Below are 19,179 nucleotides of genomic sequence, written 5' to 3'. Positions count from 1 at the left end.
GCTTATTAACATTCACGTGCTGACTCGAACCCATCCCGAAAAGGAGTGCGCCCCATCGCCCGCTAAGATTGGCAAACCTCGCAGGTCTGCCTCTTTGCTGATGGGGATATGTTGGGTCGGAATGATCTGCACTGGATGTTGTTGTAGTTCGTTGGCTCAATCCGTTCCAGGCGGGTTCTCTCAGGAGAAGGTTCTGGCGGAAAACAATTCAGGGCCCTTGCATGGAACTTCCTGGCTGTCCGGTGAAGCTCCACGAGTCGAGCTTCGGAGCGGCCAGCCCGATGTCGTGATCCTCTTCGATAAGAACAGGCATTTTGATCCCGGCCAAGAGGTTCGATACCGCCTGATAGGTTACGACTCCGAGTGGAGAAATAGCCCATTTTCCACGGCCCACTATAGTCAGTTGACCTCTGGGGTTTACCAGTTAGAAGTACAGGAACGCAAAGGTGGAACAGACGAGTGGCTTTCTCGCATCGTTACGCTGTCCGTGGGAGAGAAGCCGGAGATCTACCAGAGTTGGTACTTCTACCTGGGCCTGGTCTTACTGGCCATCATTCTTCCAGCATATCTTTATCGCCGTCGAGTGCAGATAATGAAAGGGCATATTGGGATCGTCCTGGAAGAGCGAAACCGGATTGCTCGGGAGTGCCATGACACGCTAATGGCGGGGTTTGCTGCAATCTCCTGGCAGCTCGAGGCGACCGCAAAACTCTTTCACGATGGTGACCTTGATGCAACGCCAGCAGCGAAGTCGTGCGAACTTGCACGTAGCATGGTAGCGCACTGCCAGGCCGAAGCCCGGCGTATTATCTGGGACCTTCGTGATAGTGACGAGATTACCAACGTCCTCTCCCATGCACTGGCGCGTACTCTTGCCGCCAATCACCTGCGTGAATCGATCGCGACTGTATTGGATGTCGAAGGAGATGAACCTTCATTGCCTCCCGGGTGTGTCCACCATCTCGTCTCTATTGGGCAGGAGGCTATTACGAACGCGGTTCGACATGCTGCTCCCAGCAGTATTGCAGTCCATCTTAAATATGAGAGCGATGCCCTCAATCTATCGATCCGCGACAATGGGCGAGGATTTTCGTCGTCCGAGCGATCGATATCGCGGCATGGTCATTTCGGAATTGCCGTAATGGAAGAAAGGACACGTAAACTGGGAGGCACCTTCCGGCTACAGACTTCAGTCGGCAATGGAACCGAGGTGAATGTGTGGGTCCCGTTTAATGCAATGCAACAGCCTGTCAATCAGGAACATCATGTTATACGGTGGATTGGTATATGAAGCAGATTCGCGTTCTCCTTATCGAAGATCATTTTCTCGCCCGCATTGCTCTGCACTCCGTTCTTTCCGGGCATTCGCAGATCCGCATCATTGGAGAGGCTTGCGATGGGGAATCCGGAATCACGATGTATCGCCAGCATCGTCCCGATGTCGTTGTGCTGGATCTTCGTCTTCCTCGTTTGAGCGGCTTTGAGGTTATTACTGAGCTGCGCAAAGAGTTTCCCACGGCGCGCATCGTAGTGCTTTCGAACTATCGGGGTAGTGAAGATATCTACCGCGCCGTGCGAAGTGGAGCAATGGCTTATTTAACAAAGGATGCCAGCGGGGAAGAACTGTTGAATGCGATCCAGAATGTCGATCGTGGGCTGCGCTATCTCCCTCATGTCGCCCTCGACCGGCTGGCAGAACGAATGCCATCGGTTGAACTGACTCCTCGTGAGTCGGAGGTCCTGGCCTGTATCACCCAGGGACGCAGTAATCGAGAGATCGCCGAAGAGCTTCATATTGCGGAGAAGACCGTGCGGATCCATGTCAGCTCTGTATTGGACAAGATGGGAGCTCGTGATCGTACCCAGGCAACGATTTATGCCTTGCAGCGTGGATTGATTCATTTGGATTAGTCAATAGATCGTAAGATATTTTTTTCTTTCGATTTCGTATCTATGTTCCTGTCAATGGGCAGCCGTTGATGTTTATAGGTCATTAGCCTTAATGGCCTGCACGTCAACTGCCCGATGACAGCAGTATCCAAAATATAGTCGAATATCCACATCCTAAGAGTCGGAACCTGGTGCGACAACAGTACCGGTTCTGTTGCAACAGTTTGCATACCTTAACGGCATGCCGCTATCGGGATAATAGGAGTTCATTGTGAAGAGATTATTACTACTTTGTTGTTTAGCTTTATTGGCTGCTCCACTGACGCTTTTGGCCCAGGTCGCAAACAATACCTCGCTGGTTGGTACAGTGAGTGATGCGACCGGCGGCGTGATAGCGGGTGCACATGTGGTGGGCGTAAACCGCGATACAAAGGTCACCTATTCTGGTGATACCAACGGAGAAGGGTACTACTCCATCCCGTTTGTCGCTCCTGGAACTTATAACGTTACGGTAGAGAAGTCGGGCTTCCAGAAAATCACGACTGCGGGCGTAGCGGTGCAGCTCAATATGGCCGTTCGTACGGACTTCTCTCTGAGCGTTGGTACCGACACCACGGAAATTACGGTCTCGGCCTCGACTCCGGCTCTTTCGACCGACGATGCCTTGATCGGCGACACTATTGGCACCCATCAGGTGACGAACCTCCCGATGAACACCCGCCGCGTGATGGATCTCGCAACGACGGCGTCGAACGTAATCATTGGTCCGAAGACCTCCTTCCGTGACGTTCCTCCTGGAGCGAACTACATCGGCGCAGGTACTCGCGAAGTCACGAACTCGCTGACGCTCGACGGTATCACCATCATGAACTCGCTGATCTCGAACTCCCCGGTTACGCCAAACCCGGATGCTATCTCGGCGGTTCAGGTTCAGAGCGGTAACTATACCGCGCAGTATGGCGCCTACATGGGTATCCACATCAACTCGGACACCAAGTCCGGTACGAACACTCTGCATGGAACAGCTTATGATTACGTCCAGAACGACGTATTCAATGCAAAGCCCTGGCTTGCAGCAAAGGGTGCAAAAGCGGCTAAGATGCGTTTCAACCAGTTTGGCGGCGTGCTCAGCGGCCCGGTCGTTATCCCGTTCCTCTACAACGGTCGCGACAAGACATTCTTCATGGGATCATATGAAGGTCTCCGACAGTATCAGCAGACCAGCACCGTCGGTGCAGTTCCTACTGTAAAGATGCGTTCAGGAGATTTCTCGGAGCTGCTTGACCCGAATCTAATGTGTTCGCCGTCTGATACGTCCGAGCAATGCAAGCAAAAGCTGGTTCAGCTTTATGATCCTGCAAATCGCACGACTCAATATGCAAATAACCAAATTCCGGTCGATCCCATCGCCGCGAAGCTTCTTCAGTACTATCCATTGCCAACTCAGTCTGGGCTGGGAAATAACTTCAACAGTTATGCTCCGCTAAATCTCCTGCAGAACCAAACCCTGGATCGCGTCGATCATAACATTGGTCAGAACGTTCGACTTTTTGGTCGGTTCCTCTGGCAGAAACTTGACTATGTAAGCGGAAGCGCTATTCCGACTTCTAACGCTTATTCGCCAACTACCGATCGGAATGGCATGATCGGCTATACCCATATCATTACGCCGAACTTTATCAACGATCTTCGCGTTGGATTCAACGTTCTGACGAATAGTGTCAACAACGGCTTTGCGCAGGCGGGACAAAAAGATGCCGGATCAAAACTTGGCATTCCTGGTTATACGGCCGATGTGGATAACAACAACCCCGGAATTCCAACCATTAACGTGACCAACTACTTCACTCTTGGTTCAGGTGGAACCAACTGGAAGCAGGATGATCGTACCCTTCATGCATACGATCAGATCTCCTGGACCAAAGGGAAGCACACCATCATGGCAGGTGCGGATATTCGCCGTATGACCATCGGCCGCGCAGCGCAGAATGATCCTCGCGGAAGCTTTACCTTCAACGGGCGGTACACCAGCTTCTGCCAGCCCGTTCCCGGTTCCAATCCGTCAGCCTGCGATAATAAAACGTCGAGCAATGGAATGGCAGACTTTATCATTGGTCGCGCTTCCGCAGCAGTAACGCCTACGTTTCAGGTGAAGGGTTCTGTCGGGAGCTGGCGAAATGGCTACTTTGTTCAGGATAACTGGCAGGTAACCCAGAAATTGACTTTGTTGTATGGCATCCGTTATGAACAACCCACGATTCCGTACTCTTTAAATGGATATGCGCGCATTCTCAATGCAGACTTTACCGCTCTCATCCCTGCAACTAATGCGACAACGGGAAACACCTTCACTCCCACCCCTGGATTCAAATTCACAGGATCAAACAACAATCTCTGGGCTCCACGCCTCGGGTTTGCTTATCGTGCTACAGACAAGATCGTAATCCGCGGAGGCGGCGGTATTTACTACAACCCAAATCACTTGAATGCGTTTACGCTAGCTAGCAGCAATTACCCTCTTGCGAATGCTGCTACTTATAACGCAAATCCAAATCTTTCGGTCAATACGTTCGAAAATCCAAGTGGCGGCGCAGCTGCTAAGTCCGGCTGTGTTCCCACAGACTTTCAGAGCTATTGCAACGCCTTTACAGATGCCCCCCGACTTCCTACTCCACGTATGTATCAGTGGAACGTAGATACCGGTGTTGAACTCTGGAAAGATGCAGCTTTCGAACTCCAGTACCTCGGGTCCAAGTCGGTCAATCTTGATTTCTCCTGGCAGCCGAACACCCCCCAACCTGGTTCTGGAGTTATTAATTCACGTCGCCCCTATCAAAATTTCGGGGTCATCCGCGAAATCTACAATGGTGGCTGGTCGACCTACAACGGCCTTACTGCTATCCTTCGTCAGCGTATGAGCCGTGGTCTTAGCATGAACATGTCCTATACCTGGGCTCATAACATGGATACTTCAAACGATGCCAATGGTAGCGGATACCTGATGAATCCATACAACATCCACGCAGATTACGGAAACTCGAACTGGGATATCCGTCATCGCTTCGTGGGAACAGTGCTCTACCAGCTTCCGGAGTTTTCGGGACGCAACTATGCCGTCCGTACGGTTCTTGGAGGCTGGCAGGCAAACATGATCGTCACCCTGCAGACTGGTATGCCGTTCAATGTTGGCCTTGCATCGGACATCGCAAATACAGGAACAAGTGGAGTCCAGCGACCAAACTTCGTCAATGCAGGGTCTAATACTTGCACAAATGATTTCCTCGTTCGCAACAGATCAGTAAGCTGCGTTGACAGGACGGCGTATGCACTTCCTGCAAACTATACCTATGGCAATCTGCATCGGAACGATCAGCATGGTCCAGGTCGTGAATTGGTGAACTTCTCGATGTTCAAGAACTTCCCGCTTTACGAACGTCTGACACTCCAACTCCGCGCAGAGGCTTTCAATCTCTTCAATCACGCCAACCCCAGCAATCCGATTGTGACTGGATATACCGGACCCAACGTAGCTGGAACTTTCGGAACTGTCACCAGCACGCAGACCGATCCTCGAGTTCTGCAGCTGGCTGGCAAGATTAACTTCTAACCCCGCTTTCAATAAACGGAAGCCGCCGGACCACAAATCCGGCGGCTTTTTCTCTCTTCAAGTACGATGTCCTTAGATTTTGAGGAGTAAAAATGAGTTCTCTATCTTCTTCTGTCTTTCTTCGTCTTCGCACTGTAGCTACAGTTGCAGTTGTCTGCGCAACGGCGTTGACCATTACTCATATCGTGCGTGCCGATGCTCCGAAAACAGCTGCCGAATATGCCGCCAATCCTGCAGAAATGCTGGAAGCCTATCGCCATGTTGAAGCGGCTTCGGTTTCCGATGCGATTGAACAGAGTCTGCATATCAAGTCATATATGTCGCACCGTATGCAGGCGATCTTCCCCACGAAATTCGCCGGACCCGCGCTGACAGTCAAACTGGTCAAGCAGGAAAATAAAGATCCGGATGCGCTTTCGGGGATGCTGAAGGCGATCGACTCCGGTGGCCAGGGTTCGGTATATGTCATGAAGGTTGAGGATGGAGCAGACATTGCAGGCATGGGAGGCCTCATGGGGACAGCCATGTTCTCTCGTGGCTTTGCCGGTGCAGTTGTCGACGGTGGCGTTCGTGACGTCCCCCAGCTCAAGAAGCTCGGATTTCCGGTCTATGCCCTCGGGCCCGTTCCTTCCACCTCGGTGGGGCACTATCGTTTTGGCGGGGCGAACATACCTCTCGAAGTCGATGGAGTCAAAGTTAACCCCAATGACATCATCGTTGCGGATCAGGACGGTGTTGTTGTCGTCCCCCGCGAGCACGCCGCGGAAGTACTGGTTCTTGCGCAGAAGTTGGATAATAGCGAGCACGCAATGTATCCGTATATCGAGAAGTTTCACTCGATCGTAGAAGCGGTCAAGCAGTTCGGGCGAATTTGATAGCGGTGCTAAGGCATTTGCCCGATGACAACTTTTCTTACCATGATTCCATCGTGATGAACCCATGCAAGGTGAACGAAATGTCCAATAGCGAAAAAAGCACAAAGGTTAGCCGTCGTAGTTTTCTTCAATGGTCTCAATCCGCTGTTGCTGTATTGGGAGCGGCTCCGTTCGTAGGGCGCACGGCTGAAGCCGCTACTCCTGCACCCCAGGGCGAAGACTACTACGATAAGCTCGGCGTCGAAAAGATCATCAATGCTGCAGGTACCTATACAACACTCACTGCAGCTTGCATGCCTCCACAGGTTCTTCGTGCCGTGTATCGCGCGGGAGAACACCCTGTTCGTCTCCAGGACCTTCAGGTTAAATCGGGAGAATACCTCGCGAAGAAACTGCGATGCGAAGGGGCGCTTGTGACTTCGGGCGCATCGGGAGCTATCACTCTCGCTACGGCTGCCTGTATTGGCAATGCCAATAGCAACAAGCCAGGCGCATTACCACAGGATGCGGGTAGCCTCAAAAATGAGGTGATCGTCCAGAAAGCGCATCGGTACAGCTATGACCATGCCATGATGCTCGCTGGGGCTGTAATTCGTGAGGTTGTTACTCTGGATGATTACAAGCGTGCATTCAGCGAGAAGACGGTGATGACAAACTTCTTCAATGCTGCCGAAGAAGAAGACGGTCCTCCAGCTGAAATAGGTCGCGAGCAATGGCTGGAGATTGCGCATCAGCACAATGTCCCTTGCCATCTCGATGCGGCTGCCGATATGCCACCTGTCGAAAATCTATGGAAGTATACGCAGATGGGTTTCGATCTGGTTGCCTTTTCAGGTGGAAAGGGAATCCACGGACCTCAGAACGCCGGACTTCTCCTCGGGAAAAAACACCTTACCGATTTAGCCTTAAGGAATACGAATCCCTATGGGGATGCAGTAGGACGAGGTATGAAGGTCGCCAAGGAGCAGATTGTCGGCATGGTTGCCGCTGTGGATTGGCTTCTTGAGCAATCCGAGACAGCTAGTACAGCCGAATACAATCGGCGCTGCAAAGTTATTAGCGATGCAGTGAAGAACATTCCGTCGATGCAGATTAATGTCGTTACACCCAGGATCGCCAACCATGTGCCGCATCTGCTCTTGAAGTTTGATCCGGCTACGGTCGGTGTAACTGTTCCAGAGGCTCTGAAACAGTTACGTGCTGGTAAGCCATCGATCGAACTCAATCCTAACAGCGGCCATAAGCCGAATCAGGGTATTCCTTGCGACGCCAACACGCTTGTTGTTGGTGTTTGGATGCTCCAACCAGGTGAGGATCAGGTTGTTGGCCGCCGTATTAAGGCCGTTCTCACAAAGAAGGCATAGATTTTCGTTCAATCAGAAAAGGAGTAAACGATGGAAAAACAGTCTAGACGAGGTCTTTTGAAGAATGCAGCCAAGGCAGCAGTTGCTGTCACTGGTGGGGCTGCGCTAACCAGCAGTGCCAAGGCTCAGGTCTCCGGAAAACTCGAGAAGAAGTCTGTTCCACCGAAGACTCAGAATGATAAGGTTCCTACGACACCTGGCAAGAAGCCGCTTTTCTCCAGCATTATTACGTATGGCAATCTCGTTTTCCTCGCCGGAGTCGGAGCACACTTTAAGGGAACCGTCGAAGAGCACACCAAGCACGTGCTGGATGAACTTGAAAAGAACTTGATCAAGGCTGGCTCCTCGATGGATAAGGTTCTCAAGGTTAACGTCTACCTGAATGACCTTAAGGATTACCAGGCAATGAACTCAGTCTACGCTCAGGCAAACTGGGGAGACACTCCGCCAGTTCGCACCACCATTGCTGCTGCGGGGGGTATTCCTGGCGACTCGCTAGTCGAGATTGATTTGATTGCCTCGATCTAAAGCGAAGAGAAGGCATGGTGCGTATTGGCACCATGCCTTTTTGTCTTTTAGCTGTTTTCACGAGAAGGAGAATTGGTTATGTCGTCACTTCGCAATAGCAAATGGTCCCGGCGTGAGGTTTTGAAGCAGTCGGGAATTCTTTCGGCCCTTGGGGCGGCTTCTGCCGCATCTCCTCTCGCTGCCAGTGCTGCAGGGTTCGCGGAAAAGCCGAAAGCGAAGAACATGCTGATGCATGATGGCGATATTCACGACAACCTGTTCACCCGTATCGGTGTTCGCCCCATGATTAATGGGCGTGGCACCTTCACAATTATCAGCGGCTCCTGCTCGCTGCCTGAAGTCAAACAGGCCATGTACGATGCCTCATTCTACTATGTTCATCTCGATGAGATGATGGATGGTATCGGTGCACAACTGGCCCAGTTGACCGGTGCGGAGTGGGGGATTGCAACCACGGGGTGCGCTGCGGCCATCTGTCTGGCGACAATCGCCTGCATTGCAGGCACCGATGTCGAACAATGTCAGGCTCTTCCTTATATCAAAAAGAAAGATCAGGTCATTATCCCGAAGCACTCGCGCAACCCTTACGACATCGGTGTGCGTATGTGCGGCGCAGAGATCGTCGAGGTTGCAACACCTGAAGAATTCCGTTCAAAACTCTCAGACCGCACTGCCATGGTCTATATTCTTTCTGGACCAGAATCGACCTCGGGGCCGATGAGCATCAATGTTCTGTGTTCCATGGCAAAAGAGAAGAACGTTCCCGTATTTGTGGATGCTGCCGCGGAAGAGCCCGTGAAGCCAAACATTCACCTTGCGGCCGGGGCGTCACTCGTTGGGTATTCCGGCGGAAAATGTATGCGTGGACCGCAGTCCTCAGGCATGATGATCGGTCAAAAAAACCTCTGCAAGGCGGCGTACTTTCAGGCAGCTCCGCATCATTGTTATGGCCGAGCACTGAAGTGCAGTAAGGAAGAGGCTATGGGGCTCCTGGCTGCCGTGCGTCAGTGGTATAAACGCGATCATGCTGCAGAACAGTCCGAGTGGACCTCATGGATGCAACACATCGCCAATCGTCTAAAAGGATTACCTTCGTTGACCGCAGAAGTGATTCCGGCACATGAAGACCTTTCCAACCGTTGCCCCAATCTGCGCGTTCGTTGGGATGCGAACGTTCTCAAGATCACGGGAACAGAGTTGGCGGCGAAGTTGGATGCGGGAACTCCGCGTATTACTTTGGCAGGAGCACAGGGGCAGCGCCCTGACAAAATGCAGAGCTCCATCGGTGTAACCTCCTACATGCTTTCCGCAGGAGAAGAAAAGATCATCGCCGATGCCTTGTACCAGGCGCTTACAAACCCCGGTTCGTATCCTACGCCTGCTGTACCATCCGGCGTTTCAGCCTCCGTTAAGGGCAGATGGTCTGTCCAGATCCACTATCTTCGCGGGCTTGGAGAGCAACAATTCGTCCTTGAACAGAACGGAAATCAGGTTACCGGAGAGCATCACGGCGAGATTTACAACGCGCAGTTCCAGGGAGCCATACATGGTGACCAGATCGAACTGCATAGCGTGATGCCGGTCGCCGGAAACCCTTTACGGTGCAACTTTAAAGGCACGGTTGAAGGAAACAGCATGAACGGGACTATCAATATGGGCGAATACGGGAATGCGACCTGGAGCGCCGTTCGAGCTTGAAAATTAGGCTATTTGACCTACTTTGATCCTGAACCACAGGGCCGATGACGTAAGCGGTTTCCCGTTTGAAAATGGTCAGGTCAGGACATTTTTCTGCTCTCAAGAGCTGCCACGAGGTTCGGTAAATGAAGTTCGAAACGCGTTCTTTTCTATTGGGATCCCTTTGTTTTTTTCTTTCAGGGGGAATTCAGGCACAGCAACCTTCTTCAGCTGTGATTCAAGCCCAACAGCAAGCATCCTCTCCTCGTCGTTTTGTAGAGACTCCCAATCCTCTGCCGTATGACCTGATTCTTGCGCACGGGCATGTCATTGACGCAAAGAACCATGTCGACAAGGTCACCGATGTTGCCATCAAAGATGGTGTCATCGCCAAAGTGGGCGACGATCTCAATCCAAAAGACGCCGCGAAGACCGTAGATGTCACCGGTTACTACGTCACCCCTGGCTTGATTGATATTCACATGCATATGTACGCCACTACAGGGGAGAAGAACTCTTATGCGGGCGATAACTCCATTTGGCCCGACGGCTTTACCCTTCGCAATGGAGTGACGACTGCTGTTGATGCCGGAAGCTCCGGATGGCGGAACTTTGAAGACTTCAAAGAGCATGTGATCGACCGTTCACATACCCGCGTACTTGCTATGTTGAACATTGTGGGCGCGGGAATGCGGCCAGGCCTGATTGAGCAGAATCTCGATGATATGGATGGCGAAGCCACCGGAACCATGGCTCTGAAGTATCCCGGCATCATCGTCGGCGTTAAGAGCGCCCACTTTATGGGGCCTGAATGGAAGCCTTATGATCAGGCGGTCAAGGCGGGAAACATCGCTAACATCCCGGTCATGATCGACTACGGGGCGCGCCGCCCGGAGCGTCCGCTTTATGATTTGCTGGCAACACATCTCCGTAAGGGGGATATCTACACGCACGCTTTCTCTGGTCACCGTGGTGAGCAGGACCCCAAGACCCTCAAGGCCAGCGACGCAATGCTGATCGGCCGCAAGCGCGGTATCTACTTCGACGCCGGAACTGGCGGAGCCAGCTTCGCTTGGTCCGTGGCAATTCCGCTTCTCCAAAATGGATTTCCTCCCGACTCGCTTTCAACCGATCTGCATATCACTGCGATGAACTCCGGAACGAAAGACCTGCTCAATGTGGCTGATAAGTTTCTCGCGATGGGACAAAGCATCCCCACGGTAATTCAAGAGATGACATGGAATCCGGCGCAGGAGATTCGACAGACTCAGCTGGGCAACCTCTCTGTAGGATCCCCGGCAGATATCGCTGTGTTGAGTGAAGAGCATGGCAAGTTCGGCTTCATCGATATGAACAACACAAAGCTCATGGGCAATACGAAACTGATCTGCCAACTCACTGTTCGCGCTGGAAAGATCGTTTATGACCTCAATGGCATTTCGATGGATATGTGGAATGAGCCCCCATCGAGTGACCCGAGCTTGTCTTCGCACTGGACCACTTTCCGTCTTCGTACCACTCGGACCGCAAATGAACCCGGCCACTAAACGTCTGGGTTCAGACTTCACCCTAAAGAATGCGCCAGGTTGCGTATAAATTTTCCGAAGAAGGAAAACGTGGCTGGCAGGACTGCTGCGAGAGGTAAAGATATTGAGACGTAAGATGCGAGTGCGGTATTTTCTGGCTTTTTGGTTGTTCGTATTAAGTGGAGTTGCATTTCTTGATCGCACGAACATCTCAATTGCTGGCCTTCAGATCAGTACGGAGTATGGACTAGGTAATCAGCGTCTGGGCTGGATCTTCAGCGCGTTCCTGATCGGATACGCTGGATTTCAGGTCCCGGCCGGATGGCTATCCGCACGTTTCGGACCTCGCCGCGTTCTGACCTTTGGCGTCATGTCGTGGGGAATCGCCACCGTTTTTACAGCTCTTCTCCCCTCCACTATCAGTTATGCCGTCCTGTTTCTTATCGGCATTCGCTTCGTACTTGGAGCAGGTGAAAGCGTCATTTACCCGGCTGCCAATCAATTTGTGGCCCGCTGGGTTCCTGTTAAAGAGAGAGGCTTTATCAATGGCCTGATCTTCGCAGGAGTTGGCGCAGGAAGCGGCCTTACCCCTCCGCTCCTGACCTGGCTGATTACGCATCATGGCTGGCGCGCGGCCTTCTGGTTCAGCGCGATTGTAGGTTTTGTTGTAGGTGCAATCTGGTGGCAACGCTCGCGCGATACACCGGAAGAGCATCCATCCGTGACACGCGAAGAATTGGCTGAGATTCACGATGGGCTGGCATTAAAGGAAGGCTCATCCTCCGAAGGAGAAAACAAGATCTCCTGGCGGGCGATTCTTCATCGCCGTGATCTACCCGCTTTGATGATGGGCTATTTCAGCTTTGGATATATCGCCTGGATTTTCTTTAGCTGGTTCTTTCTCTATATGGCCCAGGTACGCGGCTTCGATCTCAAGTCGAGTGCGCGGTATTCCATGCTGCCATTTCTGTCCATGACAATCTTCTGCCTCCTGGGAGGCATGTTGAGCGACCGCCTTACCGATAAGTTTGGGTTGCGTACCGGACGCTGTGGTCTCGCAGCTGTGGCGTTGTGGCTCACCGCCGTCTTTCTTGTCCTGGGGTCCCAGGTTCACAGCCCACAGCTTGCCGGATTGATACTTGCTGGTGGGGCCGGCGCGCTCTATCTCTCGCAAAGTTCCTTCTGGTCGGTTTCCGTCGATATCGCCGGAAACAATTCCGGGGTCTTTTCCAGCATGATCAATATGGGAGGGCAGATTGGTGGAGCCGTAACCGCCTCTTTAACTCCGTGGGTCGCGCAGCGTTATGGTTGGACCACCTCCTTCGCGATTGCGGCCATCTTGGCTATTGTCGGAGGCATCTGCTGGATGACGGTTCATCCCGAGCGGCCTCTCCTGGCGGAGTCCTCCTCGGAAGAGCATCTGTTAGCCAGGTAAGCCCAAAACTCAGATATGAGTAAGTCGTGCAAATAAGTCATTTGTCCGTAGCCAAGGGATTCCTGCGGAACCTATGATTCCACCACCATTCAAGAGCAGTAATTTCAGGAGCCGAACAGAGAAGTACTCCTGTTCGGAAGACGTGAGGTGCTTTGCCATCTGAATGGTAGGGACGGTATCGTTTATACCTTCGCTGCACTTTCCACGCTAAGGAGAAAAGAATGCAGACAAACTCTCGCCGCACCTTCTTCGGGAAACTCGCCGCAATGACAGCAGCCATGGTTGGAGCACCAAAACTTCTTTCGCAACAGCCCGCCGCTGCTCCTTCAGGCCCGGAAGAACGCCCACGCCGGATGGGCAATCACATTCACAATGGCATCTACTATTTCTCTGGTACGGGTTCGAACGACGGCTATTCCAAAGAAGACCATATTCTGGTAACGGATCCATTTGAGAAGCATGTAACCCGCACGATGGATGCTCTCAAACGGTCTGTTGAGCGTGCTGGATCGACAATGGATAACATTCTGCATCTGCAGGTCTTTCTGTGCCTTCCGCTTGCCGATGGCATTCCCATGCCCACAGGAAAGGCACGGTTCGATGCTCACAAAGCACAATATGATGCGTTGAATAAAATATATGGGACATATTTCAGCCCCGGAAAAGCGCCCTCACGCGCCTGTATGGCTTTGGAATGGATTCCCGGAGACTCCCTGATCGAGATCGTCGGCAGCGCTCTGGTTGTGAATCCTCCCGCAACTTCCGCTCCGGCCAAACCTCCTGCAGGAATCTAAATTTAATTTTTGATGTAAGACTATCGAAGGGATATTGTTCATGAATCTGAAGTGGAATCGCCGGTCGTTCCTGTCCACCCTTGGAGCTGCCACCGGCAGCTTGTTAGCCCCTAAAGCCGCTCTGGCTGAAAAGAAGACGAAGGACGAGAAGCCTGGGGTGGATGGCCACGCGATCGTTCCCATCAAGAAAGGTCTGGGCTCCACCGGAGATGTCTATAAGGAGCTTGGAGTTACGCCCCTGGTGAACATCGTAGGTACCGTCACTGTCATCGGTGGTTCCGTCATGAAACCTGAGGTCATGGAGCTGATGCGCCAGGGCAATCAGCATTTTGTCATGATCAACGATCTCGAAGTGGCTGCAGGACGCTACATCGAAAAACTTTGTAAGACGCCTCCAGGCTATACCGGCCTCGTCACCGGCGGTGTTGCTGCCGGCATCGTCGTGGCTTACGCTGGCATGCTCACAGAGGATCTTGAGCCTCGTTTGAGCACCGTTCCCGATCTCACTGGTTTCCCGAAGTCCGAAGTCATCATCCAGAAAGCCCATCGCAACCCCTTTGATCATCAGGTTCGTCAGACCGGCGTCAAGCTGATCGAGGTGGAGACGAAGGATCAGATGATCAACGCCATCAATCCAAAGACGTTGGCGATGCACTACATCAATATTCAATCGGACATGGGCAAAGTCTCAGGCCCGGAGATGATTGAAATTGCGAAGAAAGCCAACATCTACACTTTCAATGATGCTTCCGCTGACGTTCCCCCCAAGGAGCGGCTCTGGGAGTACCCCGCACAGGGTTGGGATTTTGTGGCTTTCTCAGGTGGCAAAGACATCTGCGGCCCTCAATCCACGGGTATCCTCATCGGTAAGGAGCAGCTCATCCGCTGGGCGCAGATGAATATGAGCCCACAGGAAGATCGTATCGGTCGTGCCTGCAAGGTCGGTAAGGAACAGATCTTTGCTCTTCTAAAAGCGCTCGAGATGTTCGTCGACCAGGACTACGATGAGGTACTCAGGAGCTACGATGCTCGCGCCGAGGTCATCTCAAAGGCAGTTGCGAAGTTCGGCGTAACTGCTCTTCCGCGTCAGTTTAATCCCAACGCGCTGGGCAACGTGACCCCGCACTACAGCTGGAAGATCGACCAGACAAAGGTGAACATCACCGCGCAGGACGTTATCAAACAGCTTGCTGAGACGAAGCCGGTAGGTATTGGTAGCACGAATGCAAATTCCATGGGAATGCGTGGACGTAACCCGGACGCACCGGCGCATCCACCGGAGCCGCGTCGCCGGCGGAATCAAGATCCGACAACGTTTGGTTTTGCTATGTGGCAGCTGAAGGATGGCGAAGATAAGTACATCGCAGACCGGTTAGTTGAGATCTTCAGCGCTGCCCCAAAGGCATAAATTCTCCGAGCAGTATCCAATAAACGTTATACGAGGCCTCCTCATCCATCTGTGGGGAGGCCTGAAACTTGAGTTAATATGGGTCGAACAAAAAGGAGATTCATGACCAGCTCGCTTTCCAGATTTACCCGACCAATCGCTGCCTGTTGTGCTGTGCTTTCGTTGGCGGCTGCCTCTGTTCATGCGCTTGCACAGGCACCTAACTTTGCATACGATCTTCTTCTCCAAAATGGTCATGTCATCGATGACAAAAATCACATCGATTCGGTGATGGATGTTGCCATTAAAGATGGGAAGATCGCCAAGGTTGCTCCGCATATCGCTACGTCCGATGCCCTTAAGACGATCAATGTCAATGGGCTCTATGTGACGCCGGGCTTGATTGACATTCACGTCCATGTCTACACCGGCACAGGAGAACGCGGTTCCTACGCTGGAGACAACAGTATTCCGCCGGATGGTTTCACCTTCCGCAATGGCGTAACAACCGTGGTTGACGCCGGATGCTCTGGTTGGAAAAACTTTGAAGACTTCAAACAGCGCATCATCGACCGTTCCAAGACCCGTGTTCTGGCTATGCTCAACATCGTCGGTTCCGGTATGCGTGGTGATAAATACGAGCAGAACATGGATGACATGGACGGGGAAGCCACCGCAAAGATGGCTCTCAAATATCCCGAGACTGTTGTCGGCATCAAGACAGCCCACTTTGCTGGCCCCCAATGGAAACCAGTGGAGCAGGCTGTGATTGCTGGAACCAAAGCCAACATCCCGGTCATGGTTGACTTCGGTGTCGATCATCCGGAGAGCCGTCCTCTTTATGACCTGCTCAATAAGAAGCTGCGCCCCGGCGACATCTACACCCATATGTACTCCGGTCTTCGTCATGAGCAGGATCCCGTTACCAAAGGGCCCAGCAAGGCCTTCATTGATGGTCGTAAGCGCGGAATCTTCTTTGACACAGGAACAGGCGGCGGAAGCTTCCGGTTCTCGCTCGCCGTTCCGATGGTCAAGGATGGCTTCATCCCCGATTCTCTCTCGACCGACCTCCACATCGGCAGCATGAACAGCGCTACCAAGGATGAGCTCAACGTTGCCAGCAAAATGATGGCGATCGGCCTTACCCTGCAACAGGCTGTGGCTGAGATGACCTCTCATCCTGCGCGCGAGATCAAGCGCGAAGATCTCGGCAATCTCTCCGTAGGTTCGGTGGCTGACATTGCCGTGCTCCGCGTTGTAGAAGGCCACTTTGGCTTCACCGACATGGACAATGTCCGCGTCGACGGAGCCAAGAAGGTCATCGATGAGCTCACCGTCAAGGGTGGCAAGATCGTTTATGACCTCAATGGCATCGAAGCCCGCAAGTATGGCGAGCCTCCGAGCAAATACGAGCAGTATGATTCGAAGTGGACGACCTTCGCTCCGCGTGGACCGGACATGCACGGCACCAAGCCCACGCCAGCAGATAACAATCACCACTAATTCTTGCGACAATGCAAAGAGAAAGGCGCTCAGTTGATCTGAGCGCCTTTCTTTCATCTGCCGGAGAACGTATTACGCAAACAAAATGCACTGTGGCACCGATAGCGGATAGTTTTTGCCTTCTTTGGCGAGTTTTCCTGTCTGGCTGTCGCGCGCAAAGACTGAAAGATTATCTGTCGCCTGGTTCGCAACCAGCAGCCACTTTCCAGTCGGATCCAAAGCGATATGGCGAGGTGTTTTTCCCCCGCAGGAGGTCCGCTCCATCAGGGTGAGTTTTCCGTCCGTCGGAGAGACCGAGAACGAGACCATAAAGTCGTCCAGCCGGTTGGCAACATATGCAAATCGGGCTGACTTATCCAGCACGATATCCGCCGGAGCAGTCGGTCCCTGGTGATCTTCCGGTACGGTCGAGATCAATTGTGCGGTCGTGAAAACACCTTTTTTAGCGTCCCAATCCAATACATTTACGGTCGAGCCGACCTCGTTTACGCAGTAGGCCCATTTACCATTGGGATGGAACAGAAGTGCACGTGGTCCCGAACCTGGCTCTGCCTTCCATGCCGGAGGATCCTGTGGCGTTAGCTCTGCCGTGGCTGCATTCAGGTGATAAACATGAATCTCGTCTAGGCCAAGATCATTCACAAACAAGTATTTGTTATCCGGAGACACAGTAACGCGATGCCCTCTGGGGCCTTTCTGCTGTGGCTTGGGGCCATGTCCGCTGTACTGGAAGAACGAAACAGCTTGGCTGAGTTTGCCCGATTTATCTACGGAAAACGAGGCTGCACTGCCTCCTCCGTAATTGGCCGCAAATGCACAGCGCCCGGTGTGGTCGACGGCTACGTGGCATGTTCCGCCTCCTCCAGCCGAAACCTCGTTGATCGGAGTCAGTTTTCCCGCCTTACGATCGACCAGGAAGCTCGACACCGCCCCGCTGCGCTTACCCTCGAAACGCATTAGCTCGTTCGCCGCAAATAGAATCTTTCCATTAGGCGATAAAGCCAGAAAAGTCGGGTTATCTGCCTCGACCGCAAGTCCTGTCTGCGTTAGTTCGCCAGTGACTGTGTTGAACTTGTAGGCATAGATCCCCTTGCTGCCTTTTCCTGTGCTGGTTCCGATAAAGACGAGCCGTTCTTTCGGTTGTGCAAGAGCAGCCCAGGGGTGCGCACTGAGCGCTACCGCCGAAGACCCTTGAAGGAATCCACGTCGAGTAATCTTTGCCATGCTTTCTCCTTGCATTCAGAAACAGCTAACTGTAGAGTACCGCGAGGCTCTTCGGAGAGTTCACCCGCGCCACAATCCTGCTCTCCTTCAATCTGCCCGTGGTGGCGTCAATCTGAATCTCCGCTGCCTGTCCGCGATCGGCGTTCAGCGCAATCAGGCTTCTGCCGTCCGGAGCAACATGAATAGCATCCAGCTCGCCCAGCTCCACAGCCTGCGTTCCTATCGAGCGCAGCCGACCAGTCATCTTACTCACGCTCCACGCGGCCACCCCATTGCGCTGCTGACATGCATAGAGAAAGTTCCCGGAAGGGTGTACTGCCATCGTCGAAGGGCCTTCTGTGGCAGCAGGGAACGAAAGGTTCTGCACGGGTTGCGATACTTTCCCTGACGCTGTGTCATAGCCATGGCACGAGATTCCGCTGCTCTGTATCACGTAGAGGTGGCTTCCCGCCGGGTGCGCTTCCACTTGTGAGGCTCCGCATCCCACGGACAGGTTGGCCCTTTCATGTGTCGTCAGACTGGTTTCGCCGCGGCCAAAGATGTTCAAACGGTCCGTTCCGCCGTCGACACTCAGTATGCGGCCTGTCTGATCAAATGCCACCATCTGGGGGCGGGCAACAAGGCTTTCACCTGCGCGTTCTACCCCAGTCTCTTTCCATAGTCCGGAGATGTGTCCCAGCCGCCCGTCTTCTTCGATTCCTAATACGTTGTAGGCTCCACCGCCCTGAACGGCAACAACAAGACTACGTCCATCTGGAGTAACGGCAGCGTGCCTCGGATGGATCGCCGAAAGCGCGAGTCTCTGGCGATTCAGGAGTTTCAGCCTACCATCCGGGTGGATCGCAAAAGCCTCCACTGTTCCAACCGGAAGTCCACGGTACTGGTCCACCTCGTTCACGGCATAAAGCGTCTTTCGATTCGGAGCAAGCACCAGGGCCACGGGGCGCTCGCTCTTTAACATCTGGAGCTTCTCCCACCGTCCTTGATGAACCGCATAGACATGGATGCCCTCATCGCTTCCTTCCAGGGAGCTCACATAGGCGAAAGAAGCCTTCTTGCCTGAGATTGTCGTAGCAGATAGGGAAGAGCACAGCCCCGCTGTACCGAATGAGGAATACCCCATCCACTGGACAAACTCCCTGCGGCTCCATCCCTTACGTTCCTGCATCGTCCCCTCCTCGTTCTTTGGCTGCAACTGTTTGACAGTACAGCTAGGCACGATCATCCTATACCGCAATCCACGCTTCGTGCCTACGTCAAATGCTCTAGAAATGATATGGGAACAGTAGAATAGATGTCGCGGCTTACCAGGTGCATCGCAGACTCTCCCATTGCGTTGTAAGCCCGTTCGTGTGCACCAGAAAGGGCT

The 19,179-nt window shown here is 52.9% G+C and carries 14 protein-coding genes; 12 read left to right on the top strand and 2 right to left on the bottom strand.

The features are described 5' to 3' along the window. Positions 1-151: 151 nt before the first annotated feature. The 12 genes from H7846_RS11140 (at position 152) to H7846_RS11085 (ending at position 16,586) form a co-directional block, all read left to right on the top strand. Positions 152-1,291 (top strand): ATP-binding protein, encoded by a 1,140-nt coding sequence (locus tag H7846_RS11140; RefSeq protein ID WP_255460566.1) that lies wholly within the window; start codon positions 152-154, stop codon positions 1,289-1,291. Further along, complete coding sequence (locus H7846_RS11135) at positions 1,288-1,911, top strand: response regulator (protein ID WP_186692148.1); 624 nt, start codon at positions 1,288-1,290, stop codon at positions 1,909-1,911. Before H7846_RS11140 ends, H7846_RS11135 begins: the two co-directional genes overlap by 4 nt. 250 nt (positions 1,912-2,161) lie before the next feature. Next, complete coding sequence (locus tag H7846_RS11130) at positions 2,162-5,497, top strand: TonB-dependent receptor (RefSeq protein WP_186692146.1); 3,336 nt, start codon at positions 2,162-2,164, stop codon at positions 5,495-5,497. Positions 5,498-5,589: 92 nt separating this feature from the next. Beyond that, positions 5,590-6,372 (top strand): RraA family protein, encoded by a 783-nt coding sequence (locus H7846_RS11125; protein ID WP_186692144.1) that lies wholly within the window; start codon positions 5,590-5,592, stop codon positions 6,370-6,372. An 80-nt stretch (positions 6,373-6,452) separates the two neighbouring features. Continuing rightward, positions 6,453-7,736, top strand: coding sequence for an aminotransferase class V-fold PLP-dependent enzyme (locus H7846_RS11120; protein WP_186692142.1), 1,284 nt, complete (start codon positions 6,453-6,455; stop codon positions 7,734-7,736). 30 nt (positions 7,737-7,766) lie between these two features. After that, positions 7,767-8,264 carry a RidA family protein gene (locus H7846_RS11115; protein ID WP_186692140.1) on the top strand — a complete coding sequence of 166 codons (498 nt, stop codon included), beginning with the start codon at positions 7,767-7,769 and terminating at the stop codon, positions 8,262-8,264. 78 nt (positions 8,265-8,342) lie between these two features. Beyond that, positions 8,343-9,962 (top strand): PLP-dependent transferase, encoded by a 1,620-nt coding sequence (locus tag H7846_RS11110; protein ID WP_186692138.1) that lies wholly within the window; start codon positions 8,343-8,345, stop codon positions 9,960-9,962. Between the two features lie 125 nt (positions 9,963-10,087). Next, complete coding sequence (locus H7846_RS11105) at positions 10,088-11,488, top strand: amidohydrolase/deacetylase family metallohydrolase (protein ID WP_186692136.1); 1,401 nt, start codon at positions 10,088-10,090, stop codon at positions 11,486-11,488. A gap of 115 nt (positions 11,489-11,603) precedes the next feature. Further along, a complete protein-coding gene (locus H7846_RS11100; protein WP_186696324.1) occupies positions 11,604-12,902 on the top strand; it encodes an MFS transporter in 1,299 nt (432 codons plus the stop codon). Positions 12,903-13,123: 221 nt separating this feature from the next. Beyond that, a complete protein-coding gene (locus H7846_RS11095; protein ID WP_186692134.1) occupies positions 13,124-13,696 on the top strand; it encodes a RidA family protein in 573 nt (190 codons plus the stop codon). Between the two features lie 40 nt (positions 13,697-13,736). After that, positions 13,737-15,104: an aminotransferase class V-fold PLP-dependent enzyme gene (locus H7846_RS11090; RefSeq protein WP_186692132.1), complete on the top strand. Its 1,368-nt coding sequence runs from the start codon at positions 13,737-13,739 to the stop codon at positions 15,102-15,104. Between the two features lie 102 nt (positions 15,105-15,206). Then, complete coding sequence (locus H7846_RS11085) at positions 15,207-16,586, top strand: amidohydrolase/deacetylase family metallohydrolase (protein ID WP_186692130.1); 1,380 nt, start codon at positions 15,207-15,209, stop codon at positions 16,584-16,586. A gap of 72 nt (positions 16,587-16,658) precedes the next feature. On the opposite strand, the gene H7846_RS11080 is transcribed toward H7846_RS11085, so the two are convergent. Continuing rightward, positions 16,659-17,810 (bottom strand): lactonase family protein, encoded by a 1,152-nt coding sequence (locus tag H7846_RS11080; protein WP_255460565.1) that lies wholly within the window; start codon positions 17,808-17,810, stop codon positions 16,659-16,661. A 25-nt stretch (positions 17,811-17,835) separates the two neighbouring features. Continuing rightward, complete coding sequence (locus tag H7846_RS11075; protein ID WP_186692126.1) at positions 17,836-18,978, bottom strand: lactonase family protein; 1,143 nt, start codon at positions 18,976-18,978, stop codon at positions 17,836-17,838. Positions 18,979-19,179: the final 201 nt, after the last annotated feature.

Origin of the sequence: Edaphobacter sp. 4G125 (assembly GCF_014274685.1) — a bacterium.
In the GTDB taxonomy this organism is placed as follows: Bacteria; Acidobacteriota; Terriglobia; order Terriglobales; family Acidobacteriaceae; genus Edaphobacter.
Note: the sequence above shows the minus strand (reverse complement) of the source record. Positions and strands in the feature narration are given on the sequence as shown.